The sequence below is a fragment of the Devosia sp. 63-57 genome (assembly GCF_001899045.1).
Taxonomy (GTDB): domain Bacteria; phylum Pseudomonadota; class Alphaproteobacteria; order Rhizobiales; family Devosiaceae; genus Devosia; species Devosia equisanguinis.
On record NZ_MKUY01000003.1, the window covers coordinates 380,212 to 397,203 of the forward strand.

15 protein-coding genes are annotated in these 16,992 nt (G+C 63.5%); 8 read left to right on the plus strand and 7 right to left on the minus strand.

Annotated elements, in window-relative coordinates:
- Positions 1-2: 2 nt before the first annotated feature.
- Both BGO80_RS01950 and BGO80_RS01955 read right to left on the minus strand, forming a co-directional pair.
- Positions 3-596, minus strand: a complete 594-nt coding sequence (locus BGO80_RS01950; RefSeq protein ID WP_286718620.1) for a hypothetical protein — start codon at positions 594-596, stop codon at positions 3-5.
- Positions 597-1,004: 408 nt separating this feature from the next.
- Entirely contained in the window at positions 1,005-1,451 is a 447-nt protein-coding gene (locus tag BGO80_RS01955; protein WP_126150276.1) for an RrF2 family transcriptional regulator, read from the minus strand.
- Between the two features lie 363 nt (positions 1,452-1,814).
- Between BGO80_RS01955 and BGO80_RS01960 the strand changes: the two genes are divergently transcribed.
- The 7 genes from BGO80_RS01960 (at position 1,815) to BGO80_RS01990 (ending at position 9,773) form a co-directional block, all read left to right on the plus strand.
- Positions 1,815-2,825 (plus strand): MsnO8 family LLM class oxidoreductase, encoded by a 1,011-nt coding sequence (locus BGO80_RS01960; protein ID WP_286718622.1) that lies wholly within the window; start codon positions 1,815-1,817, stop codon positions 2,823-2,825.
- A 17-nt stretch (positions 2,826-2,842) separates the two neighbouring features.
- The gene (locus BGO80_RS01965) at positions 2,843-4,180 is read left to right on the plus strand and encodes an NtaA/DmoA family FMN-dependent monooxygenase (RefSeq protein WP_286718624.1); all 1,338 of its coding nucleotides are present in this window, start codon (positions 2,843-2,845) and stop codon (positions 4,178-4,180) included.
- 67 nt (positions 4,181-4,247) lie between these two features.
- On the plus strand, positions 4,248-4,796 hold the full coding sequence (locus BGO80_RS01970; protein ID WP_286718627.1) for a GNAT family N-acetyltransferase: 549 nt from the start codon (positions 4,248-4,250) through the stop codon (positions 4,794-4,796).
- A 95-nt stretch (positions 4,797-4,891) separates the two neighbouring features.
- Entirely contained in the window at positions 4,892-6,664 is a 1,773-nt protein-coding gene (locus tag BGO80_RS01975; protein ID WP_286718630.1) for an amino acid ABC transporter permease/ATP-binding protein, read from the plus strand.
- An 88-nt stretch (positions 6,665-6,752) separates the two neighbouring features.
- Positions 6,753-7,685: an ABC transporter substrate-binding protein gene (locus BGO80_RS01980; protein ID WP_286718633.1), complete on the plus strand. Its 933-nt coding sequence runs from the start codon at positions 6,753-6,755 to the stop codon at positions 7,683-7,685.
- A 68-nt stretch (positions 7,686-7,753) separates the two neighbouring features.
- Positions 7,754-8,785, plus strand: a complete 1,032-nt coding sequence (locus tag BGO80_RS01985) for an LLM class flavin-dependent oxidoreductase (protein WP_286718636.1) — start codon at positions 7,754-7,756, stop codon at positions 8,783-8,785.
- 64 nt (positions 8,786-8,849) lie between these two features.
- Positions 8,850-9,773 carry an ABC transporter substrate-binding protein gene (locus tag BGO80_RS01990; RefSeq protein WP_126150141.1) on the plus strand — a complete coding sequence of 308 codons (924 nt, stop codon included), beginning with the start codon at positions 8,850-8,852 and terminating at the stop codon, positions 9,771-9,773.
- Between the two features lie 379 nt (positions 9,774-10,152).
- Here the strand turns inward: BGO80_RS01990 and BGO80_RS01995 are convergent, their stop codons facing one another.
- Positions 10,153-10,704: a flavin reductase family protein gene (locus BGO80_RS01995; protein ID WP_286718641.1), complete on the minus strand. Its 552-nt coding sequence runs from the start codon at positions 10,702-10,704 to the stop codon at positions 10,153-10,155.
- A 204-nt stretch (positions 10,705-10,908) separates the two neighbouring features.
- Here BGO80_RS01995 and BGO80_RS02000 point away from each other — a divergent pair, with 204 nt between their 5' ends.
- The gene (locus tag BGO80_RS02000) at positions 10,909-11,274 is read left to right on the plus strand and encodes a DUF3088 domain-containing protein (RefSeq protein ID WP_286718644.1); all 366 of its coding nucleotides are present in this window, start codon (positions 10,909-10,911) and stop codon (positions 11,272-11,274) included.
- Between the two features lie 15 nt (positions 11,275-11,289).
- Here BGO80_RS02000 and BGO80_RS02005 read toward each other — a convergent pair whose 3' ends face one another.
- The 4 genes from BGO80_RS02005 to BGO80_RS02020 are packed head-to-tail and all read right to left on the minus strand — an operon-like array spanning position 11,290 to position 16,793.
- Positions 11,290-11,970, minus strand: a complete 681-nt coding sequence (locus BGO80_RS02005) for an ROK family protein (protein WP_286718647.1) — start codon at positions 11,968-11,970, stop codon at positions 11,290-11,292.
- Positions 11,960-13,369, minus strand: coding sequence for a glucose-6-phosphate dehydrogenase (zwf, locus tag BGO80_RS02010; protein WP_286718650.1), 1,410 nt, complete (start codon positions 13,367-13,369; stop codon positions 11,960-11,962). The genes BGO80_RS02005 and zwf overlap by 11 nt, the downstream gene beginning before the upstream one ends.
- Before the next feature lie 2 nt (positions 13,370-13,371).
- Positions 13,372-14,370: a phosphogluconate dehydrogenase (NAD(+)-dependent, decarboxylating) gene (gnd, locus tag BGO80_RS02015; protein WP_286718652.1), complete on the minus strand. Its 999-nt coding sequence runs from the start codon at positions 14,368-14,370 to the stop codon at positions 13,372-13,374.
- A gap of 20 nt (positions 14,371-14,390) precedes the next feature.
- Entirely contained in the window at positions 14,391-16,793 is a 2,403-nt protein-coding gene (locus BGO80_RS02020) for a glucan 1,4-alpha-glucosidase (RefSeq protein WP_286718655.1), read from the minus strand.
- Between the last annotated feature and the right edge of the window lie 199 nt (positions 16,794-16,992).

The window sequence follows — 16,992 nt, forward strand, 5'->3', positions numbered from 1 at the left end:
GTCTACTTATCGTCCTTATTCTCGCCAGTCTTGTCGACTGGCTTGAGCGTCACCAATGGCACAGCAGGTGTGACCGGCTGGATCGGAAACGGTGTGGGCAGCATGCCGATATCTGGTTCTTCGCCCAATGCGTAGCCCCAGAGACGCGATTTACCATCACGGGCGGCCACTTCAACCTTGTCGATTTTGGTCATGAGCTTGTTCGGGTACCAAAGCACCTCGACCTTCATGATATCCGGGAGATTGAGAAGGTCGACGTCAGCGTCGATAAAATCGTAGTTCGCTTTCGTGTCGATATTGCTGCCGAGCCCGTCTCGATTCCCCTTTTTGAACCGGAATAGGACTCGGTCATCCACCAGATATCGCACGCTTTTATCGTGGCTAATCTTATGAACCCCCGACATACCGTCGAGCACTAACGCCGCTTCCTGCACGACGAAATCGTGCATCATCTTCGAACCCGTGCTGACAAATGCCAGTGTTGGCCACTCGGGATTTGAGACCAGTCGCCCCCACGCATTGAGGTGAACGTCTATCAGAACGTCATCAAGCGGCTTCAGGACGTCACGAACAAGGTCTTCATCGGGATAGCTCACGGAGGTCGACTCGCACTGGTTTCATTAGCGAGACTGTGCTCTGGCATTTTCGTAAAATCAACATTTTTATTTCAGAGTTATTGCAATGGATAGTCCTGATCGGGCACCTTGCCGAACTGCTAAAGCACTTCAGATTCTCCGAACTTCCTCTCTTCAGGCCGTGCCCGTCGCTTCCATGCGATCACCCCGCATAGCTCGTGCTCGTCAGCTTTGCCCTAGCCACGACCGCGTGCTCTGAGGCATCTGCTGCGCCTAGAACGCCGGCCGCAGTTCGCCCTCTTCGTTCCGCCCGAACGCGGCGAAGACCAACAACGTCGTGCTTTGCCCAACTTCCCCGCCGGGAACAGAGGTCCGGTTTTGATGGCCGCCGCTGCCAGCCCGCCTTCAGGGCCTTTCGCCAATCACCCTTCAGGCGGTTGTGGCGGCGTCGAGGGCGAGGACGCCGGCGGCGGATTGCATGGCGCTGAGGCTGGTATTGTCGAGCACTTCGGCAATGGCATTGCGCACATCCAGCATCAGGTGGCGCACCCGGCAGGTTTCGATGTCGCAATCATCGCAGGGCTGATAGCGGGTCTTGCTGGCGCACTGGATCGGAGCCAGCGGACCATCGAGCACGCGCACCACATGGCCGATCATGATCTCGTGCGGCGGCCGGGCCAGATAATAGCCGCCATACTTGCCCTTGCGGGAATAGACGAAGCCGGCATTGCGCAGCTCGGCAAGGATGGCGTCGAGAAACTTCTTGGGGATGTTGTTGGTGGTGGCGATATCGCCAACCATGGCGAGCTCGCCCGGCTGCAGGGACGACAGATGCCCCAGCGCCTTCAAGCCATATTTCCCCTTGTTCGTCAGCATCGGCAGTAACCCCGTGGGCGCGGCAATGATGCCGAGCGCGTACATAATGTCCATGAAATCGCTTAACAAGAGACTGTTTTGCTCCCCTGCCCGGCTTGGCCATGCGGGTTTTTCGCGTGAACGGGCTATCGGAGAATAAGCACAACAGCGCAGTGGCGTCAGAATGACCGTCGGGGGCGATGCTCATTAACGGCGCGGCAGAGGCACAATCTTTCCCCGGCCCGGCGCGCGACAAAATCGGACCAATGCTCGCTGGCAGCGATGGGAAAAAGCCTTGCCAATTGCAGGGCAGACTAGCCTAGACCCATTTATCTATAAAAATAGTAGACTTAATGTGAGGCCCTGTTTTGACGGGAGCTTTCCATGCCGTTCGACCTCAGCCTGCTCGACAAGAGCCCCATCGCCAAGGGCGAAACCGCCAGCGTCGCGCTGCGCCGCACCATTGCCTATGCACAGCGCGCCGAAGCGCTTGGCTACAAGCGGTTCTGGGTCGCCGAGCACCACAATACCCACGAGCTGGCCAGCGCGTCGCCGGAGATTCTCATCGCCAGCCTGGCGGCATCGACGCGGTCCATTCGGGTGGGTTCCGGCGGGGTGATGCTGCAGCATTACAGCCCATACAAGGTGGCCGAAAACTTCAACCTGCTCGAAAGCCTGGCGCCCGGACGGATCGATATCGGCATTGGCAAGGCGCCCGGCGGCCTGCCGCTCTCGACCCGCGCCTTGCAGTCCGGTTATGACCAGGCCAGGCGTGGCGATTTCGCCAGCCAATTGCGTGAATTCGATGCCTATCTCGGCGCCAGCAACGATCAGCGCCAGGAGGGGCTGGCGGCAACGCCGACACCGACGACATCGAGCGAAAAATTCCTGCTGGGGGCCAGTGTCGAAAGCGCGGCGCTGGCGGCAGAGCTTGGTTGGCAGTTCGTTTTCGCCCGCCACCTCAATGGCGACGATGTCGCCCTGGCTTCGGCGGTGTCCACCTATCGCGATCTCGCACAGAAGACGCCGATCGTGGCCCTCGCCGTCATCGCGGACCGCGACGGCAACAAGGCGCGGGAAACCGCTGCCGGCTTTACCCCGATCCGCGTCACCATCGCCAATGGCCAGAGCGTGACGGTCGGCAGCGAGGAACAGGCGGCCGAATTTGCCCGCCAGGCCGGCGTCGCCGACTACACCACCGAAAAACGCCAGGCCAATGTGCTGGCCGGCAATGGCGGCGACATCGTCGCCGAGATCGAGGTGCTGGCCGATCGCTTCGGCATCGACGAGTTCATTCTTGACCTCTTCAACCAGGGCGACAGCCGCCTCGACGCCATCGCGCTGATCGCCGATGCCCGCGACGCCGCCCACACCCCGCGTGCCCTTTCAGCCTGATTTTCCGGAGACCCCAGATGAGCAAGAATCGCATTCCCTTCGGCCTGATGCTGCATGGTCCGGGCGGCCATATGAACGCCTGGAAGCATCCCGCGGGCCCCGCAGATGCATCGGTCAATTTCCAGTTCCTGCTGGAGCAGACCCTGAAAGCGGAGGCCGCCGGCATCGCCGCCTTCGCCTTCGTGGCCGATGGGCTCTATATCAACGAGCAGTCCATTCCCCATTTCCTCAACCGCTTCGAGCCGATTGCCCTGCTGTCGGCGTTGGCGGCGACGACGAGCACAATTGGTCTCGTCGGCACGCTTTCGACCTCCTATAGCGACCCCTTCACCGTCGCGCGCCAGTTCGGCTCCATCGACCTGATCAGCAATGGCCGTGCCGGCTGGAATGCTGTGACCTCGCCCCTCGAAGGCTCGGCCCGCAACTATGGCCGGGTGCAGCATCCCGATCACGCCCTGCGCTACGAGATCGCCGGCGAGCATATCGAGATCGTCAAGGGCCTCTGGGACAGCTGGGACGACGATGCCTTCCTGCGCGATCGCAATACCGGGCGCTTCGCCGACTTCGCCAAGCTGCATCGCCTCAATTTCAAGGGCAAGTTCCACTCGGCCGAAGGGCCGCTCAACATCCAACGCTCGCCACAGGGGCAGACCGTGCTGTTCCAGGCCGGTGGCTCGGTGGCAGGCATTGATCTGGCGGGCCTGCACGCCGACGCCGTGTTTGCCGCCTCCGGCTCCATCGAGGAAAACCGGGTGCTGACGCAAAAGCTCAAGCAGAGCGCGGTGGCCCATGGTCGTGGTGCCGATGCGCTCAAGGTCTTCCCGGGTATCGGCGTTATCGTGGGCTCGACCGAGGAAGAGGCGGAGCGAAAGTATCAGGAGATCGCCGGCCTCGTGAATATCAACGAGGCGCTGGCCTATCTCGGGCGCTATTTCGACCACCACGATTTCAGCCAGTACGAGCTGGACGCCCCCTTCCCCGAACTCGGCACTATCGGCCGCGAGAATTTCCAGTCCGGCACCGACAAGATCAAGGCGCGGGCCAAGGAGCTGGGCCAGAGCCTGCGCGACGTTGCGCTGGAACAGACCACGCCGCGCAGCGAGTTCCACGGCACACCCCAACATATCGCCGACCGGATCGAGGCCTGGGTGGATAGCGGCGCGGCCGATGGCTTCGTGCTGGGCTTCCCGGTCTCGGCGGCGGGCTGGGCGGATTTCGAGGAGCACGTCCTGCCGGTCCTCGAACAGCGCGGTCGTCATGTCCGCGAACAGGTCGGCACCACGCTGCGGGACCATCTCGGCCTGCCCTTCCGCGAAAGCCGCTACGCCCTGCCTGCCGAAAAGGCGGCAGGCTGACCACCGCAGCGGCGGCGGCCCGAGGGTCTGCCGCCGCGTCTCCCTGACCCGATGCCGAGGCTCCGCCATGACCGAGCGCTTTATCCATACCAGTCCCGCCGACCCCATCGCACTGCCCCTCGTCGAGCAGCTCACCCACGAATATCAGAGCCGCTATGGCGATTATTTCGAGGAAGGCGGGGCGGCGGTGGAGATGAACCGCTATCCGCCCGAGCGCTTCGGCGCGCCTGACGGGGCTTTCGTGCTGTTGCTGCGCAACGACACCCCGATCGCCGGCGGGGCGTTCATGCGCTATGACGACACCACCGCCGAGCTCAAGCGCGTCTGGACCGATCGCGACCACCGCCGCCAGGGCCTGGCGCGAAAAGTGCTGGTGGAGCTCGAAGAACAGGCGATCCGGCTCGGCTATACCCGCCTTTATCTCACCACCGGCTTCCGCCAGCCCGAAGCCCGCGCCCTCTATCTGCGCAGCGGTTACCGGGCGCTGTTCGATCTCGAGGCCGAGCCGGAAACCATCCAGATCCTGGCATTTGAAAAGCAGCTGCTGCCCGTGACGGCCGGGCTTCTTCCCGGTGGAAATGGCAATGCGCTTCAGCCTCTTGCGGCGGGCAATTAGTTTCCGCCAACCCTAAAACTCAGAATGGCGTCACTTCCCGACGGCGCCGGTGACGACATAATATCTACTAAATCTGTAGACTAAAGGTGCAAATCATGGCCTCCATCACCGACACTGGCATTGAAGCGCATGAGCGGTCGGCGCCGCGCGACCTGCAACGGCTCAAGATCGTGCCCGCCCGTCATCCCTGGCGCGTCGCCGGCACGATCTTTGCGGCTGTGGTCATCGCCATCACGCTGCATTCCATCTTCACCAATGAGCGCTGGGGCTGGGCGGTCTTCGCCCAGTATTTCTTCTCCGAACCGGTGCTCGCTGGGCTCGGCCGCACGCTGCTGCTCACCGGCATCTCGGCAGTGATCGGCTTCCTGCTCGGTGGCTTGCTGGCCTTCGCGCGGGTATCGAAATCGCCGCTGCTGTCCGGGCTGTCATGGGGCTATATCTGGCTGCTGCGTTCGGTGCCGCTGATCGTGCTGCTGCTGGTGCTCAACAATCTGGGCTACCTCTATGCCAGCATCAATATCGGCGTGCCGTTTACCGATATTCTCTGGGCGCAGTTCGACACGGTGCAGACACTGAGCCCGTTCTGGGTCGCCATTATAGGCCTCAGCCTCAACCAGGCGGCGTTTTCGTCGGAGATCATCCGTGGCGGCATTCTCTCGGTCGACCAGGGCCAGCATGAGGCGGCTGCAGCTCTGGGACTCAGCCGCTGGCGCCAGGCGAGCCACATCGTGCTGCCCCAGGCCATGCGCGCCATCCTGCCCTCGGGTTTCAACGAAATCATCGGCCTGGCCAAGGCCACCTCCATTGTCTACGTCCTGGCCCTGCCCGAACTGTTCTACACCGTGCAGGTGATCTACCGGCGCAATCTCGAAGTCATCCCGCTGCTGATGGTCGCCACTGTCTGGTATCTGGTCATCATGGTGGTGCTGTCGGGCTTCCAGTATCTGATCGAGCAGTATTATTCGCGCGGCGCCAATCGCGAGTCCCTGCCCCCGCTGGTGGACCGACTGTTCCGCGCCATTGCCCGCAGAGATCGAGACGTCGCGCCCGTCGCCGCCCCCCTCTCCGCCAATGCACAACGCCAGTCCGGCTTTGCCACCGATCGGGTCGGCGGCGAGATTGCCATCCACGCAGTCAACAAGTTCTTCGGCACCAATAAGGTGCTGGACGGCGTCGATCTCACGGTTGGCTCGGGTGAAGTGGTCGCCATTATCGGCCCCTCCGGCGCCGGCAAGTCGACGCTGTTGCGCACGATCAATCACCTGGAGCGCGTCGATACCGGTATCGTCGCCATCGACGGGGAACTGATCGGTTACGAGCGCCGCGGCGATGCGCTGCACGAACTCAAGGAGCCGGCGATCCGCCGCCGCCGCGCCGGTGTCGGCATGGTGTTCCAGAATTTCAATCTCTTCCCGCATCTGACCGCCCTTGAAAACGTCATCGAAGCGCCGGTTTCGGTGGCAGGCGTGCCGCGCGACGAGGCGATTGCCCAGGCGCGCGACCTGCTGGCCCGCGTCGGCTTGGCCGACAAGGCAGATGCCTATCCGCGCCATCTCTCGGGTGGCCAGCAACAGCGTGTCGCCATCGCCCGGGCGCTGGCCCTCCGCCCCAAGGTGCTGCTGTTCGATGAGCCGACCTCCGCGCTCGATCCCGAACTGGTGGGCGAAGTACTCGACGTGATCAAGGAACTGGCCAAGTCCGGCACCACCCTTGTCATCGTCACCCACGAAATCGGCTTTGCCCGCGAAGTCGCCGACCGCATCGTCTTCATGGAAGGCGGGCGGGTGATCGAAATCGCGCCACCCGAACGGCTGTTCAACGCGCCGACCCAAACACGCACGCGCGAGTTCCTGGCCAAGGTCCTCTAGCAAAACCGCAATCCCCGCCATCCCCAACCTAGTGCCGGTGAGCGGCAGGATGGCGCACGTCCCCAAAACCCCATCAAAGGTATAGAAAATGCTTCCCAGACGATCCTTCCTTGCGCTCGCCAGCGCCGCCCTGTTGCTCACCGCCGCCCCTGTCGCGGTCTTCGCCCAGGCCTTCGACCTCAGCCCGGATCCTGCCAACCGCCTGCACGCCGAAAAGGTCGATGCGATCGCCGCGCAGCTGCCGGCGGATTTCAAATATGCCAAGGACGGCGTGCTCAGCATCGCCATCGCCGCCGGTGCGCCGCCGATCTCCACCTATGCCACCGATGGCGCCACCGTAGTCGGCTTCGACCCGGATCTGGGCCGGCTGGTGGGCGAAGTTTTGGGCCTGCCGGTCGAAATCGTACCGATTGCCTGGATCGACTGGCCGCTGGGCCTCACCGCCGGCAAATATGACGCCGTCATTTCCAATGTCGGGGTGACCGAGGAGCGCAAGGAGAAGTACGACTTCTCCACCTATCGCAAGGGCGTACACGGCTTCTACGTCAAGGCCGACAGCCCGATCACCGCAATCGCCGAGCCCAAGGACATTGCCGGGCTGCGCGTGATTACTGCCTCTGGCACCAACCAGGAGCGCATCACGCTCGAATGGGATCGGCTGAACCGGGAAGCCGGCCTGGCCCCCGTGGAAATCCAGTACTACGACGATGACGCCGCCGCCTCGCTGGCTATCGCGTCGGGGCGCGCCGATGTCGAGCTCAACCCCAACGCGCCACAAGCCTACAAGGCCGCGATTACCGGTGAGACCAAACTGGTCGGCACCATCAGCTCCGGCTGGCCCAACCCGGCCGAGGTCGGCGTCACCACACGCAAGGATAGCGGGCTGGCTGAGCCGGTAACGGCCGCCATCAACCATCTGATCGATACCGGCCTCTACGCCCAATTGCTGGAGCAGTGGAACCTCACGCCCGAAGGCGTCGAGCAGTCGCAGACCAATCCGCCGGGGCTGCCAAAGCCCTGAGCGTATGGCGCGAGCGGTTCTCTTCCCTGGCCGCTCGCGCCCCACTCCTTCCAGCATTGCGAGGAAAAATGACCCAGGCCATCACCAGGATCGGGTTTCTGACACCCGGCAATTTCGACAATGCCAACCCCTATCCCGGCATCGAGGGCACGCTGGAGCTGATTGGTTTCGGCGAGCGGCTGGGCTTTGACAGCGCCTGGGTGCGCCAGCGCCATCTCGAACCCGGCATCGGCTCGGCCGCAGTATTTCTCGCCGCCGCCAGCCAGCGTACCAGCCGCATCGAACTGGGTTCAGCAGTGATCCAGATCGGCTATGAAAGTCCGTTCCGGCTGGCCGAAGACCTATCCATGGTCGATGTGCTGTCGCGCGGCCGGCTCAATGTCGGCCTCAGCGCCGGCGTGCCGCCGCACAGCCAGCTCATCGGCCATCTCGTCCATGACGGCGACTGGACCCAGCACGATCTCAGTCACCAGCGCATCGCTCGTTTCCGCAACCATCTCGATGGCGCCTATCTCGGCGACGACGACACTTTCGTGCAGACGCCATTCGGCCCGCAGCGGCCGCGACTGCAGCCGCATGCTGCGGGGCTGGCGGATCGGCTCTGGTATGGCGCGGGCTCGCAGCGTTCGGCACGCTGGGCCGGCGAAAACGGCTTCAACCTGTTGACCGGAAACGTCATCTCGGGCGAAGGCACCGACGATTTCCATGCGGCCCAGATCAACCTCATCTCCACCTGGCGTGCGGCGCTTGGCGACAAGGCTGGGCGCGTGGCGCTGGGCCGGGTAATCGTCCCCACCGATTCAGCGCCCGCTTCCCGCATTGCGAAATACCAGGCCTATGCGGCCGGCCGCCTCGAGCGGACGCTCAAGCCACAGGGCGAACGCCGAACGCTGTTCCCGCGCGATCTCGTCGGGCCGGCCGAACAGATCGTTGAATGGCTGCGCGATGACCCGGTCCTGCCGCTGGTGGACGAATTGCGGCTCGAGCTGCCGTATGAATTCGCGCTCTCGGAATATGAGCAGATCCTTACCGACACGATCACCCGCATTGCGCCTGCTCTCGGCTGGTCCGCGCAAGCGTCCGCCATCGCCGCCGAATAATTCCGGCCCGGTGCGGGCGCGGCACCGGGTTCGTTCCCTCCCTCACGCGCAAGGACATGACAGAATGAAACACCACGTCAGAGGCTTGCTCACTGGTATCGCCCTCCTCACCTTGACGAGCGCCGGGCATGCCGCCGAATTCGATATCAGCCCGGAACAGCCCGGACGTCTCAAGGCCGAGCCGAATGCCGAAGCCATCGCGGCCATCCCGGCCGACTTCAAGTTTGCCGCAGACGGCAAGTTCACCGTCGCGGTGTCGCCCTGGGATCCGCCGATCGCCACCTATGCCACCGACGGCGCCACTGTCGTCGGTGTCGATCCGGACCTGGCTTCGCTGATCGCGGATTCGCTGGGGCTCGAGCTCAACCTCGTCGCCACCGCCTGGGCCGATTGGCCGCTGGGCGTCACCTCCGGCAAGTATGACGCCGTGATTTCCAACGTCACCGTCACCGAGGAACGCAAGGAGAAGTTCGATTTCTCCAGCTATCGCCAGGACGTGCTGGGCTTTTACGTCCGCACCGACAGCCCGATCCAGGAGATCAAGGAGCCCAAGGACATTGCCGGCCTCAAGGTGATCACGGGCGCGGGCACAAATCAGGAGAAGATCATCCTGGAATGGGATCGCCAGAACGTCGCAGCCGGTCTGGCGCCCATCGAGGTGCAGTATTACGACGATAGCGCTGCCAGCACCCTGGCGCTGCAGTCGGGCCGCGCCGATGTCGAATTCAACCCCAATCCGACATTGTCCTATTCCTCTGCCGTCTCCGGCGACACCCGCCTTGTCGGCGTGCAGAGCGGCGGCTGGCCGGTCAAGGCCGAAATCGCCGCCACCACTCGCAAGGGCTCGGGCCTGGCCGACGCCATCACTATCGCCATCAACGGGCTGATCGAGAACGGTCTCTACGCCCAGACGCTGGAACGCTGGAACGTCAGCGCCGAAGCGGTCGAGGCCTCGCAGACCAACCCGCCCGGCCTGCCCAAGAGCTGACCGGCATTTCGGCGACCGGCACCGCGCCCGGTCGCCGCTTCCCTTCCCAACTTTGAGGCACTGAAATGAACTTGACCGTCCGTACGCTGACGGCAGGGCTGTTTCCGATCTGACCGCCGCCGCGGACGCCGAGAATAACGTCGTCAGCACCACACTGCTTAACCGAATCTATCAAATTCTGATCTGGGCGTGGCGAAGCCGGCGCTCTGGTGCCCCGGCTGGCGATGAATGGTTCGCCAAGGATGGCGATCCAACACCTGGATGTTCAAGATCGGCGAGACTGTGGCCTATTCCGACGGCGCTGCCCTTCGCGCTAAGTGACAAGAGCCCGCGCGCCTCCGGGGAAGACGCGGGCTTTGGGGTGGAAGTATCGATTGCGCTAGGCGCTGAACGGGTCGCGATTGGGGAGCAATTGCTGGTATTGCCCGTTCCAGTAGAGCAAGGGCGACTGGCGGTCGGCGACATCGGCACTGCGCACACGCCCGAACACCAGAGCGTGCGAATGGCGCTCGATGATTTCGTCGACGTCGCAATCGAGCACTGCCAGCGCGGCGCTGAGTCCCAAAACGCCGCTGTCCAGCTGGTCCCAGTCCCAGCCGACATAGCGGTCATTGCCCTTGATGCCCCCGCGACCGGCGAAACGGTCTGCCACGCCACTTTGCGCCTCGGTCAGGATGTTGACCGCAAAAGAAGTGGTTTCCCGCAAAACCTGCCAGGACGACGACGCCTTGTTGAGGCTCACCAGAATGACGGGGGGATCGACGGAAAAGGATGACACCGATGTGGCGGTGAACCCGGTCCGCTGCGGACCATTGCCGACGGTGATGACGCTGACGGCACCGGCCAGATTGCGCATGGCCAGCTTGAAGGCGCTGACATCAACCGCCGGTTTGTTGGCCGGCAGGAAGTTTGCGATATCGACGATCGACACGAGACCTCTCCAAAACTGCGCGCCATGATTGGCGTTTGGAAAGAGTAGCGGCCCCTTCCCGGAGCCGCGAGATCGGCGCGGAGCACAGTTTGTTACCGGAGGGCAGAGGCGGAAAATATATATCTACTAAATCTATAGACTTATAATCATCGCACTTTACTCTGGCCCTACACCCGTTTCGCACACCCCTCTTTGGTGACCGCCTTGGCTGACGACATTCTCTATCTCATCGCCCCCGATTTCCATGTTCCCGGCCGCGACGACGGGCCGTTCGTGTGCCCGTTCTGCAACCAGATCGAGGGGCTTCTGGCCAGCTTTCCGCAGCTGGCGCTCGATATCGAGGTGGTTCGCGTGCCCTTCCCCCGCCCGCGCGCCGCCGTAGTGGCCCTGGTGGGCGAAGAGAACCAGGCGCTGCCGCTGCTGATCCTGGGCGAGGACCCGCCGGCCGACGCGCGCCAGCACGGCGATATCCGCTTTATCGCCGACACCGACCGCATTCTCGACCTGCTTGCCACTCGGCACGGCTTCCCGCGCCTCCTCCGCCCACTGCCGCAACCGGTGGAGGCCTAGAAGGCCGGCGCGTGATTACACCATCAGCGTCTTGTCGAGCCAGAGGGCGAAGCCGCCCTTGAAGGCATTGGCATTGTCGCCGCGCCGGGCCTTGGGTGGCAGCGCATCAAGTCTCGTGACATTGCCGCCGCCGATGACCACATAGTCCGGCTCGAGCGCGGTGGTCAGCTGTTCCACGACAGCAAAGACGTGCTTCTGCCATTTGTCATGGCCGCGCTGTTCGAGGCTGGCTTCGCCCAGATAATCCTCGAAGGTGCGACCCTTACGGTAGGGCAGATGGGCCAGTTCCATGGGCTGAGCGACGTTGTCGACGATCATGGCGGCGCCCAGGCCCGTACCCAGACCGAGAAACAGCATACGGCCGCCCTCATAGCTGCCGATGGCCTGCATCAGCGCATCATTGACGATGCGGACCGGCTTGCCGAAACGCTTGGCGAAGTCGAACCCGACCCAGCCCGGGGCCAGATTATGCGGGTCGCTCAGGATCTTGTTGTGGACCACCGGGCCCGGATAGCCGATGGCCAGGACGTCGAAGTCGAGGCCCACGGCAAGCTTTTCGACGGCGTCGGCCATGCCGGCGGCATTCATTTTCGGTCCGGAGACAGCCTTGCGCTCCTCACTTCCCGCGCTGGTGCGGATTTTGACATGCGAGCCGCCGATATCGATGGCGAGGACGGTGAGGTTGTCAGTGTCCATGGACGATCACCCCTTCCTTGCCGGGGTCGACCCAGCCGCCAGGCGGTTCGAACCCGGCCATGGCCTCGACCGGCCCCCAGCTGCCAGGCTTATAGGGCGCCGGATCGGTCCGCCGCGCCAGGACGGGATCGACAATGCGCCAGGCGAGTTCGGAGGCATCCTGGCGGGTGAAGAGCTGGCGCTTGCCGTCCATGGCGTCGCCGATCAACCGCTCATAGGGCATCATGTCGTCGGTGGTGTCATCGACCGCGTCGAGTTCGACCGGCTCGCCGACCATGTCGCTGCCCGGTGCCTTGCGGCGGGCGCCAATGCCGATCATCACCTGGGGGCCGACGCGGAAGCGAACATAATTGGCCTGTGACTCGGCCACATCGTCGAACAGGGCCACCGGTGGCTTGCGGAAGCGCACCACCACCTCGGTGGCGCGGACCGGCAATTGCTTGCCGGCGCGGATGTAGAAGGGCACATCCTTCCAGCGCCAGGTATCGACGAAAAGGCGAACGGCAGCGAAGGTCTCGGCCCTGGAATCGGGGGCGACGCCCGGCTCGTCCAGATAGCCCTCGAACTGGCCGCGCACCACATCGGCCTCGGTCAACGGCCGCATGGCCTTGAGAATCTGCACCTTTTCGTCACTGAGATCGTCGGAAGCACTGGTGACCGGCGGCTCCATGGCCAGGAGCAGCAGCACATTGACCAGATGGTTCTGGATCACGTCGCGAATACAGCCGACCTCGTCGTAGAACTTGCCGCGCCCAGCAATGCCGAAATCCTCGGCCATGGTGATCTGTACGCTCTCGACATAGGTGCGGTTCCACACCGGCTCAAGAAAGCCATTGGCGAAGCGGAAATAGAGCAGGTTCTGCACCGCTTCCTTGCCGAGGAAATGGTCGATGCGGAACACCGCCTCTTCGGGAAAGGCACGATGCAGGACGGCGTTCAGCGCCTGGGCAGATGCAAGGTCATGGCCGAAGGGTTTTTCCACCATCAGCCGGGACTTCTTGGCGATACCGGCTGATTTGAGGGCGTCGATGACGGTGCCAAAAAGCGAGGGCGGGATGGCGAGGTAGTAGAGCGGATGCGTGGCGCCACCCAGCGCCGTGCGCAGTTTCTCGAAGGTCTCCGCATTCTTGTAGTCGCCGCTGACATAGCGCAACTGCGCCTTGAAGCGGGCGAACACGGCTTCATCGACGCTGCCGAACTGCTTGATGATGCCGCTGCGGGCGCGCTCGGCCAGCTTGTCGATATCCCAGTCGTCAAAGGCGACGCCAACAATGGGTTCGTTGAGATGGCCGCGCCGCACCATCTGGTAGAGCGAGGGCAGGATCATCTTGTGAGCGAGATCACCGGTGACGCCGAACACCACCAGCGCGTCGGAGCGATCGAGAAATGGCTTGGACATGCTCATTTCTCCTGATGGCCGCCGAAGGAATAGCGCATGGCCGACAATAGCTTGTTGGCGAACTCGTCATTGTCGCGCGAGGCAAAGCGGTTGAACAGAGCCGAGGAGAGCACAGGCGCGGGCACACCCGTTTCGATGGCGGCCTGCAGGGTCCATCGGCCTTCACCGGAATCGGAGACCTTGCCGCCGAACCGCGACAGCGTGGCGTCGTCCTTGAGCACCTGCGCGGTCAGGTCGAGCAGCCAGGAGCCGATGACGCTGCCATGGCGCCACACTTCGGTGACGGCGGCAAGATCGATGTCGAAGCGGTAATATTCGGGATTGTGCAGCGGCGCGGTTTCGGCGTCAGCATCGCGCTTTTCCTTGCCCGCATCAGCTGCCTTGAGAATGTTGAGGCCTTCGGCATAGGCGGCCATGATGCCGTATTCGATGCCGTTATGGACCATCTTGACGAAGTGCCCGGCGCCGGCCGGACCGCAATGCAGATAGCCCTGCACCGCTGTATCGGTTGTCCCAGGCGTGCCGCCGGAGCCATCGGAGCCAGGCGCCAGCGAAGCGAGAATGGGATCGAGCGTTTTGACCGCCTCAGTGCTGCCGCCGATCATCAGGCTATAGCCGCGCTCCAGCCCCCAGACCCCGCCACTGGTGCCGACATCGACATAGGCGACGCCCTTGGGCGCCAGCTCGATGGCGAGGTCCACGGCATCGCGATAGTTGGAATTACCGCCATCGATCAGGATATCGCCCGGCGCCATCTGGGCGGCGATCTCGCGGGCAATGCGCCCGGTGATCGCGGCAGGCAGCATCATCCAGACGGCACGCGGGCCATTGAGCTTGCTCAGCAGATCGCCCATATCGGCGGCGCCGATAGCGCCCTCGGCGACCAGGGCGGCAATATTGGCCGGATTGACATCATAGACCACGCATTGGTGTCCCGCCCGCATCAGGCGCCGCACCATATTGGCACCCATACGGCCCAAACCGATCATTCCCAGCTGCATAGAAAGCTCCTGTTTGACGCTTATTCGCTGACGAGCTGAACCGTGAAGCGGTTGTCGTCCCAGCGATTGTCCTGCTGCCAGAGGAAGGTGAACACCACCGCCCTGCCCGGCCCGAGATTGGATATGTCGAGATCGGCGACATGGGTTCCAAGGCCGCTCTCGCGCGTTTTCGTGTCCGTAGGCTGCTGCCAGTCATCCAGCCCCCAATGAACCAGCGCCGGCGCCGGCAGTTCGAGCCGCAGGCTTTTGCCTGCCGGCACATGAGTGATGGCATTGTTTAGCCTCCAGATGCGCAGGTTTGATGGCGCCTTGCCGGCGACATAACGCGCATGGGTCTGCGGCGGCATGTCGAACACCGCGCCATCAGCCAGCGAGCGCAATAGCTTGATGTGCTCGGAATGGGCCCAGACCAGCGGCATGGCGCTGCCGGAGGGGCGACCGCGAAACAGCTCGCGCCGGGGCACATCGTCGGCGTCCCAACTCTGCTCGGGCAACAAACCCTCGACACTGGCGGAGGCTTCGAGCGTTCGGAGGAGGCTTTGCGCATTTTCGACGCGGCCGCCAGCAAGCTCGTAATGCGCGCGTTCGCCGGCCAGCAGCGGCCAGGCCCGGCCCTGCCCGGTGCCATCAAAGGCTTCGCCGCTTTCGTGTTCGCCATAGCCATCGCCGGTATAGCGATACCAGAGCGGTCCTTGCGGCAGCTCCACTTTGAGGGTGGCGTCGAGCATCGTCACCGTGTCGATGATACGCGGATCATCGGCTCCGCGCAGGCCGAAGCGCACCAGCGCCAGAGCATCCGGGCTCAGCACCTGGCGGGTGGGCAATGCCGACTTGCCGAGCACCTGGTTGCGAATGACAGTGACGCCGGAGCCGGCATCGGCGATATCGGTCGCGACGTCGTTACCCATGCGGACATAATAGCCGGCGACGCCAAGCGCCGGGTCAGGGTCACGAACATAGGTCCAGTTCTCGATCTGCTCATTCCAGCAATCGGCGGTTTCGCGCAGATGCGTTGCGGCAGTGGCGTCATCGAGCAGGTCGGCCGCCGCCAGCAGCGCCGCGATTTCGACAGCGAGCGTGAACGGGCTATAGCCGCCATCCTCTTCCCAGCGGTCCTGCCGGCTGGCCGGACCATTGGCGACGATGTAGCCGGCAGCGCGACGGATCATCGGCAGATAGCGACCAAGCGCGGTACCATCGAGCACGCCCTTGCGGCGCAAGAGATCGGCCAGCAGGATCGGAAAAGCGCATTCATCCATCTGCACGCCACGCCAATAGGGCCGCCCATCCAGCCACATATTCTGCGCCCAGCGGCCGGAGGCCAATTGCACCTCGCGCAGATATTCGAGAATGCTGAGCGCCTCACGCTCGTCGCCTGCCGCGAGGAAACCGCCGGCGGTTTCGACCAGGTCGCGCGGCCAGACGAGATGGTAGCCGCCCATGTCGTCGTCACCCTTGGCCGGGCCCCAGGGGATGGAAAGGCTCGCCACTACCGCACCCGGCCGATCGACTGCCCGGTGGCTGGCGAGCACGGCGGTGGAGACGCGGTAGGCATTGATGGCGCCGGATCGCGGCTGGTCGAGTGGCTTGAGGCTCTGTTGCCAGTCGTGCCAGTTGTTGCAGTAACCGGCGAACGCCCGATCCCAGCCTTCGCGCAGGCTAGCCCCCACATTGGCACCCGCCTCGGTCTCGGACTGCCCGAAACCCACGACCAGCTCGACGCTGTTGTCGCCATCGAAGCCGATCTCGGCGCAGAGGGCGACATTGCCGTCATCGGCGCGCTGGTATTGCGGATTGAGCCGGCCGTTGCGGCTCAATTGCTGATAGCCGTCCGAGACACCGACAAAGCCGACGGAGCGGCTGCGCCAGGGCAAGGAACTGCCCAGCGCCAGATAGCGCGAGCGACCGCTGGCATAGAGCAAGGTGATGTCGCGTTGCTCGCCGATCCAGGCGGAATTGTCCATGCCGGCATTGACCAGATGCGGCGCCAGGAGCGCATAGACTCGATAATCGGCGAGACTGCCCACCAGCGGGGTAAATGTGACCTTCTGGATGAGGCTGGGCCGCGCCGGATCGGAGATGACATGTTTTTCGATGCGGTAGCGACCATCGCGCGAGAGATTGCTGACGGAAAAGGCCGGAATACCATCCTCAACCTGGCGTGTGGTGCTCTGGCAGTCGCGCTTCTCCTCGGAGAAATAGCCATCCGGCCCCACCACCAAGAGCTCGAAATCGCGGGTGCAGGCGCTGTCGACGCGTGGAAAATAGACCTCGTTGACCACGCCATGGCTGATCGTGAACCAGAGCGGGGAATGCCGCGACAGCGCCGTGCCGACACCGCTCTTGGCGCTCGAGGTCCAGCGGGGCGCGATACCCGGCGCGCCGGGAGCGAAATCCAGCATGGGGGCGGCGGATGGACGCATGGGAAGTCTTTCGGGTGGAGAACGAGACGCCGGCAGGATGCTACCGCGAAAACGCGCCGGAACAATGGACGTTGCTTGCAATGCTTGCTGCGGCGTTGCGGCAGAGCCACCAGGAAGCAGCGAGGTGCCCAACTGTCTGGTGGGTTGGCGGTGTGCGTGCTAGTCAGCGCGGTCGAAACTTTCTGCCGAGCCCCGCGCC

Excerpts from the sequence above, each read along its gene's own strand:
- BGO80_RS01955 (WP_126150276.1), bottom strand. The coding sequence starts at position 1,451 with ATGCTGACGAACAAGGGGAAATATGGCTTGAAGGCGCTGGGGCATCTG.
- BGO80_RS01960 (WP_286718622.1), top strand. The coding sequence starts at position 1,815 with ATGCCGTTCGACCTCAGCCTGCTCGACAAGAGCCCCATCGCCAAGGGC.
- BGO80_RS01965 (WP_286718624.1), top strand. The coding sequence starts at position 2,843 with ATGAGCAAGAATCGCATTCCCTTCGGCCTGATGCTGCATGGTCCGGGC.
- BGO80_RS01970 (WP_286718627.1), top strand. The coding sequence starts at position 4,248 with ATGACCGAGCGCTTTATCCATACCAGTCCCGCCGACCCCATCGCACTG.
- BGO80_RS01975 (WP_286718630.1), top strand. The coding sequence starts at position 4,892 with ATGGCCTCCATCACCGACACTGGCATTGAAGCGCATGAGCGGTCGGCG.
- BGO80_RS01980 (WP_286718633.1), top strand. The coding sequence starts at position 6,753 with ATGCTTCCCAGACGATCCTTCCTTGCGCTCGCCAGCGCCGCCCTGTTG.
- BGO80_RS01985 (WP_286718636.1), top strand. The coding sequence starts at position 7,754 with ATGACCCAGGCCATCACCAGGATCGGGTTTCTGACACCCGGCAATTTC.
- BGO80_RS01990 (WP_126150141.1), top strand. The coding sequence starts at position 8,850 with ATGAAACACCACGTCAGAGGCTTGCTCACTGGTATCGCCCTCCTCACC.
- BGO80_RS02005 (WP_286718647.1), bottom strand. The coding sequence starts at position 11,970 with ATGGACACTGACAACCTCACCGTCCTCGCCATCGATATCGGCGGCTCG.
- zwf (WP_286718650.1), bottom strand. The coding sequence starts at position 13,369 with ATGTCCAAGCCATTTCTCGATCGCTCCGACGCGCTGGTGGTGTTCGGC.
- gnd (WP_286718652.1), bottom strand. The coding sequence starts at position 14,370 with ATGCAGCTGGGAATGATCGGTTTGGGCCGTATGGGTGCCAATATGGTG.
- BGO80_RS02020 (WP_286718655.1), bottom strand. The coding sequence starts at position 16,793 with ATGCGTCCATCCGCCGCCCCCATGCTGGATTTCGCTCCCGGCGCGCCG.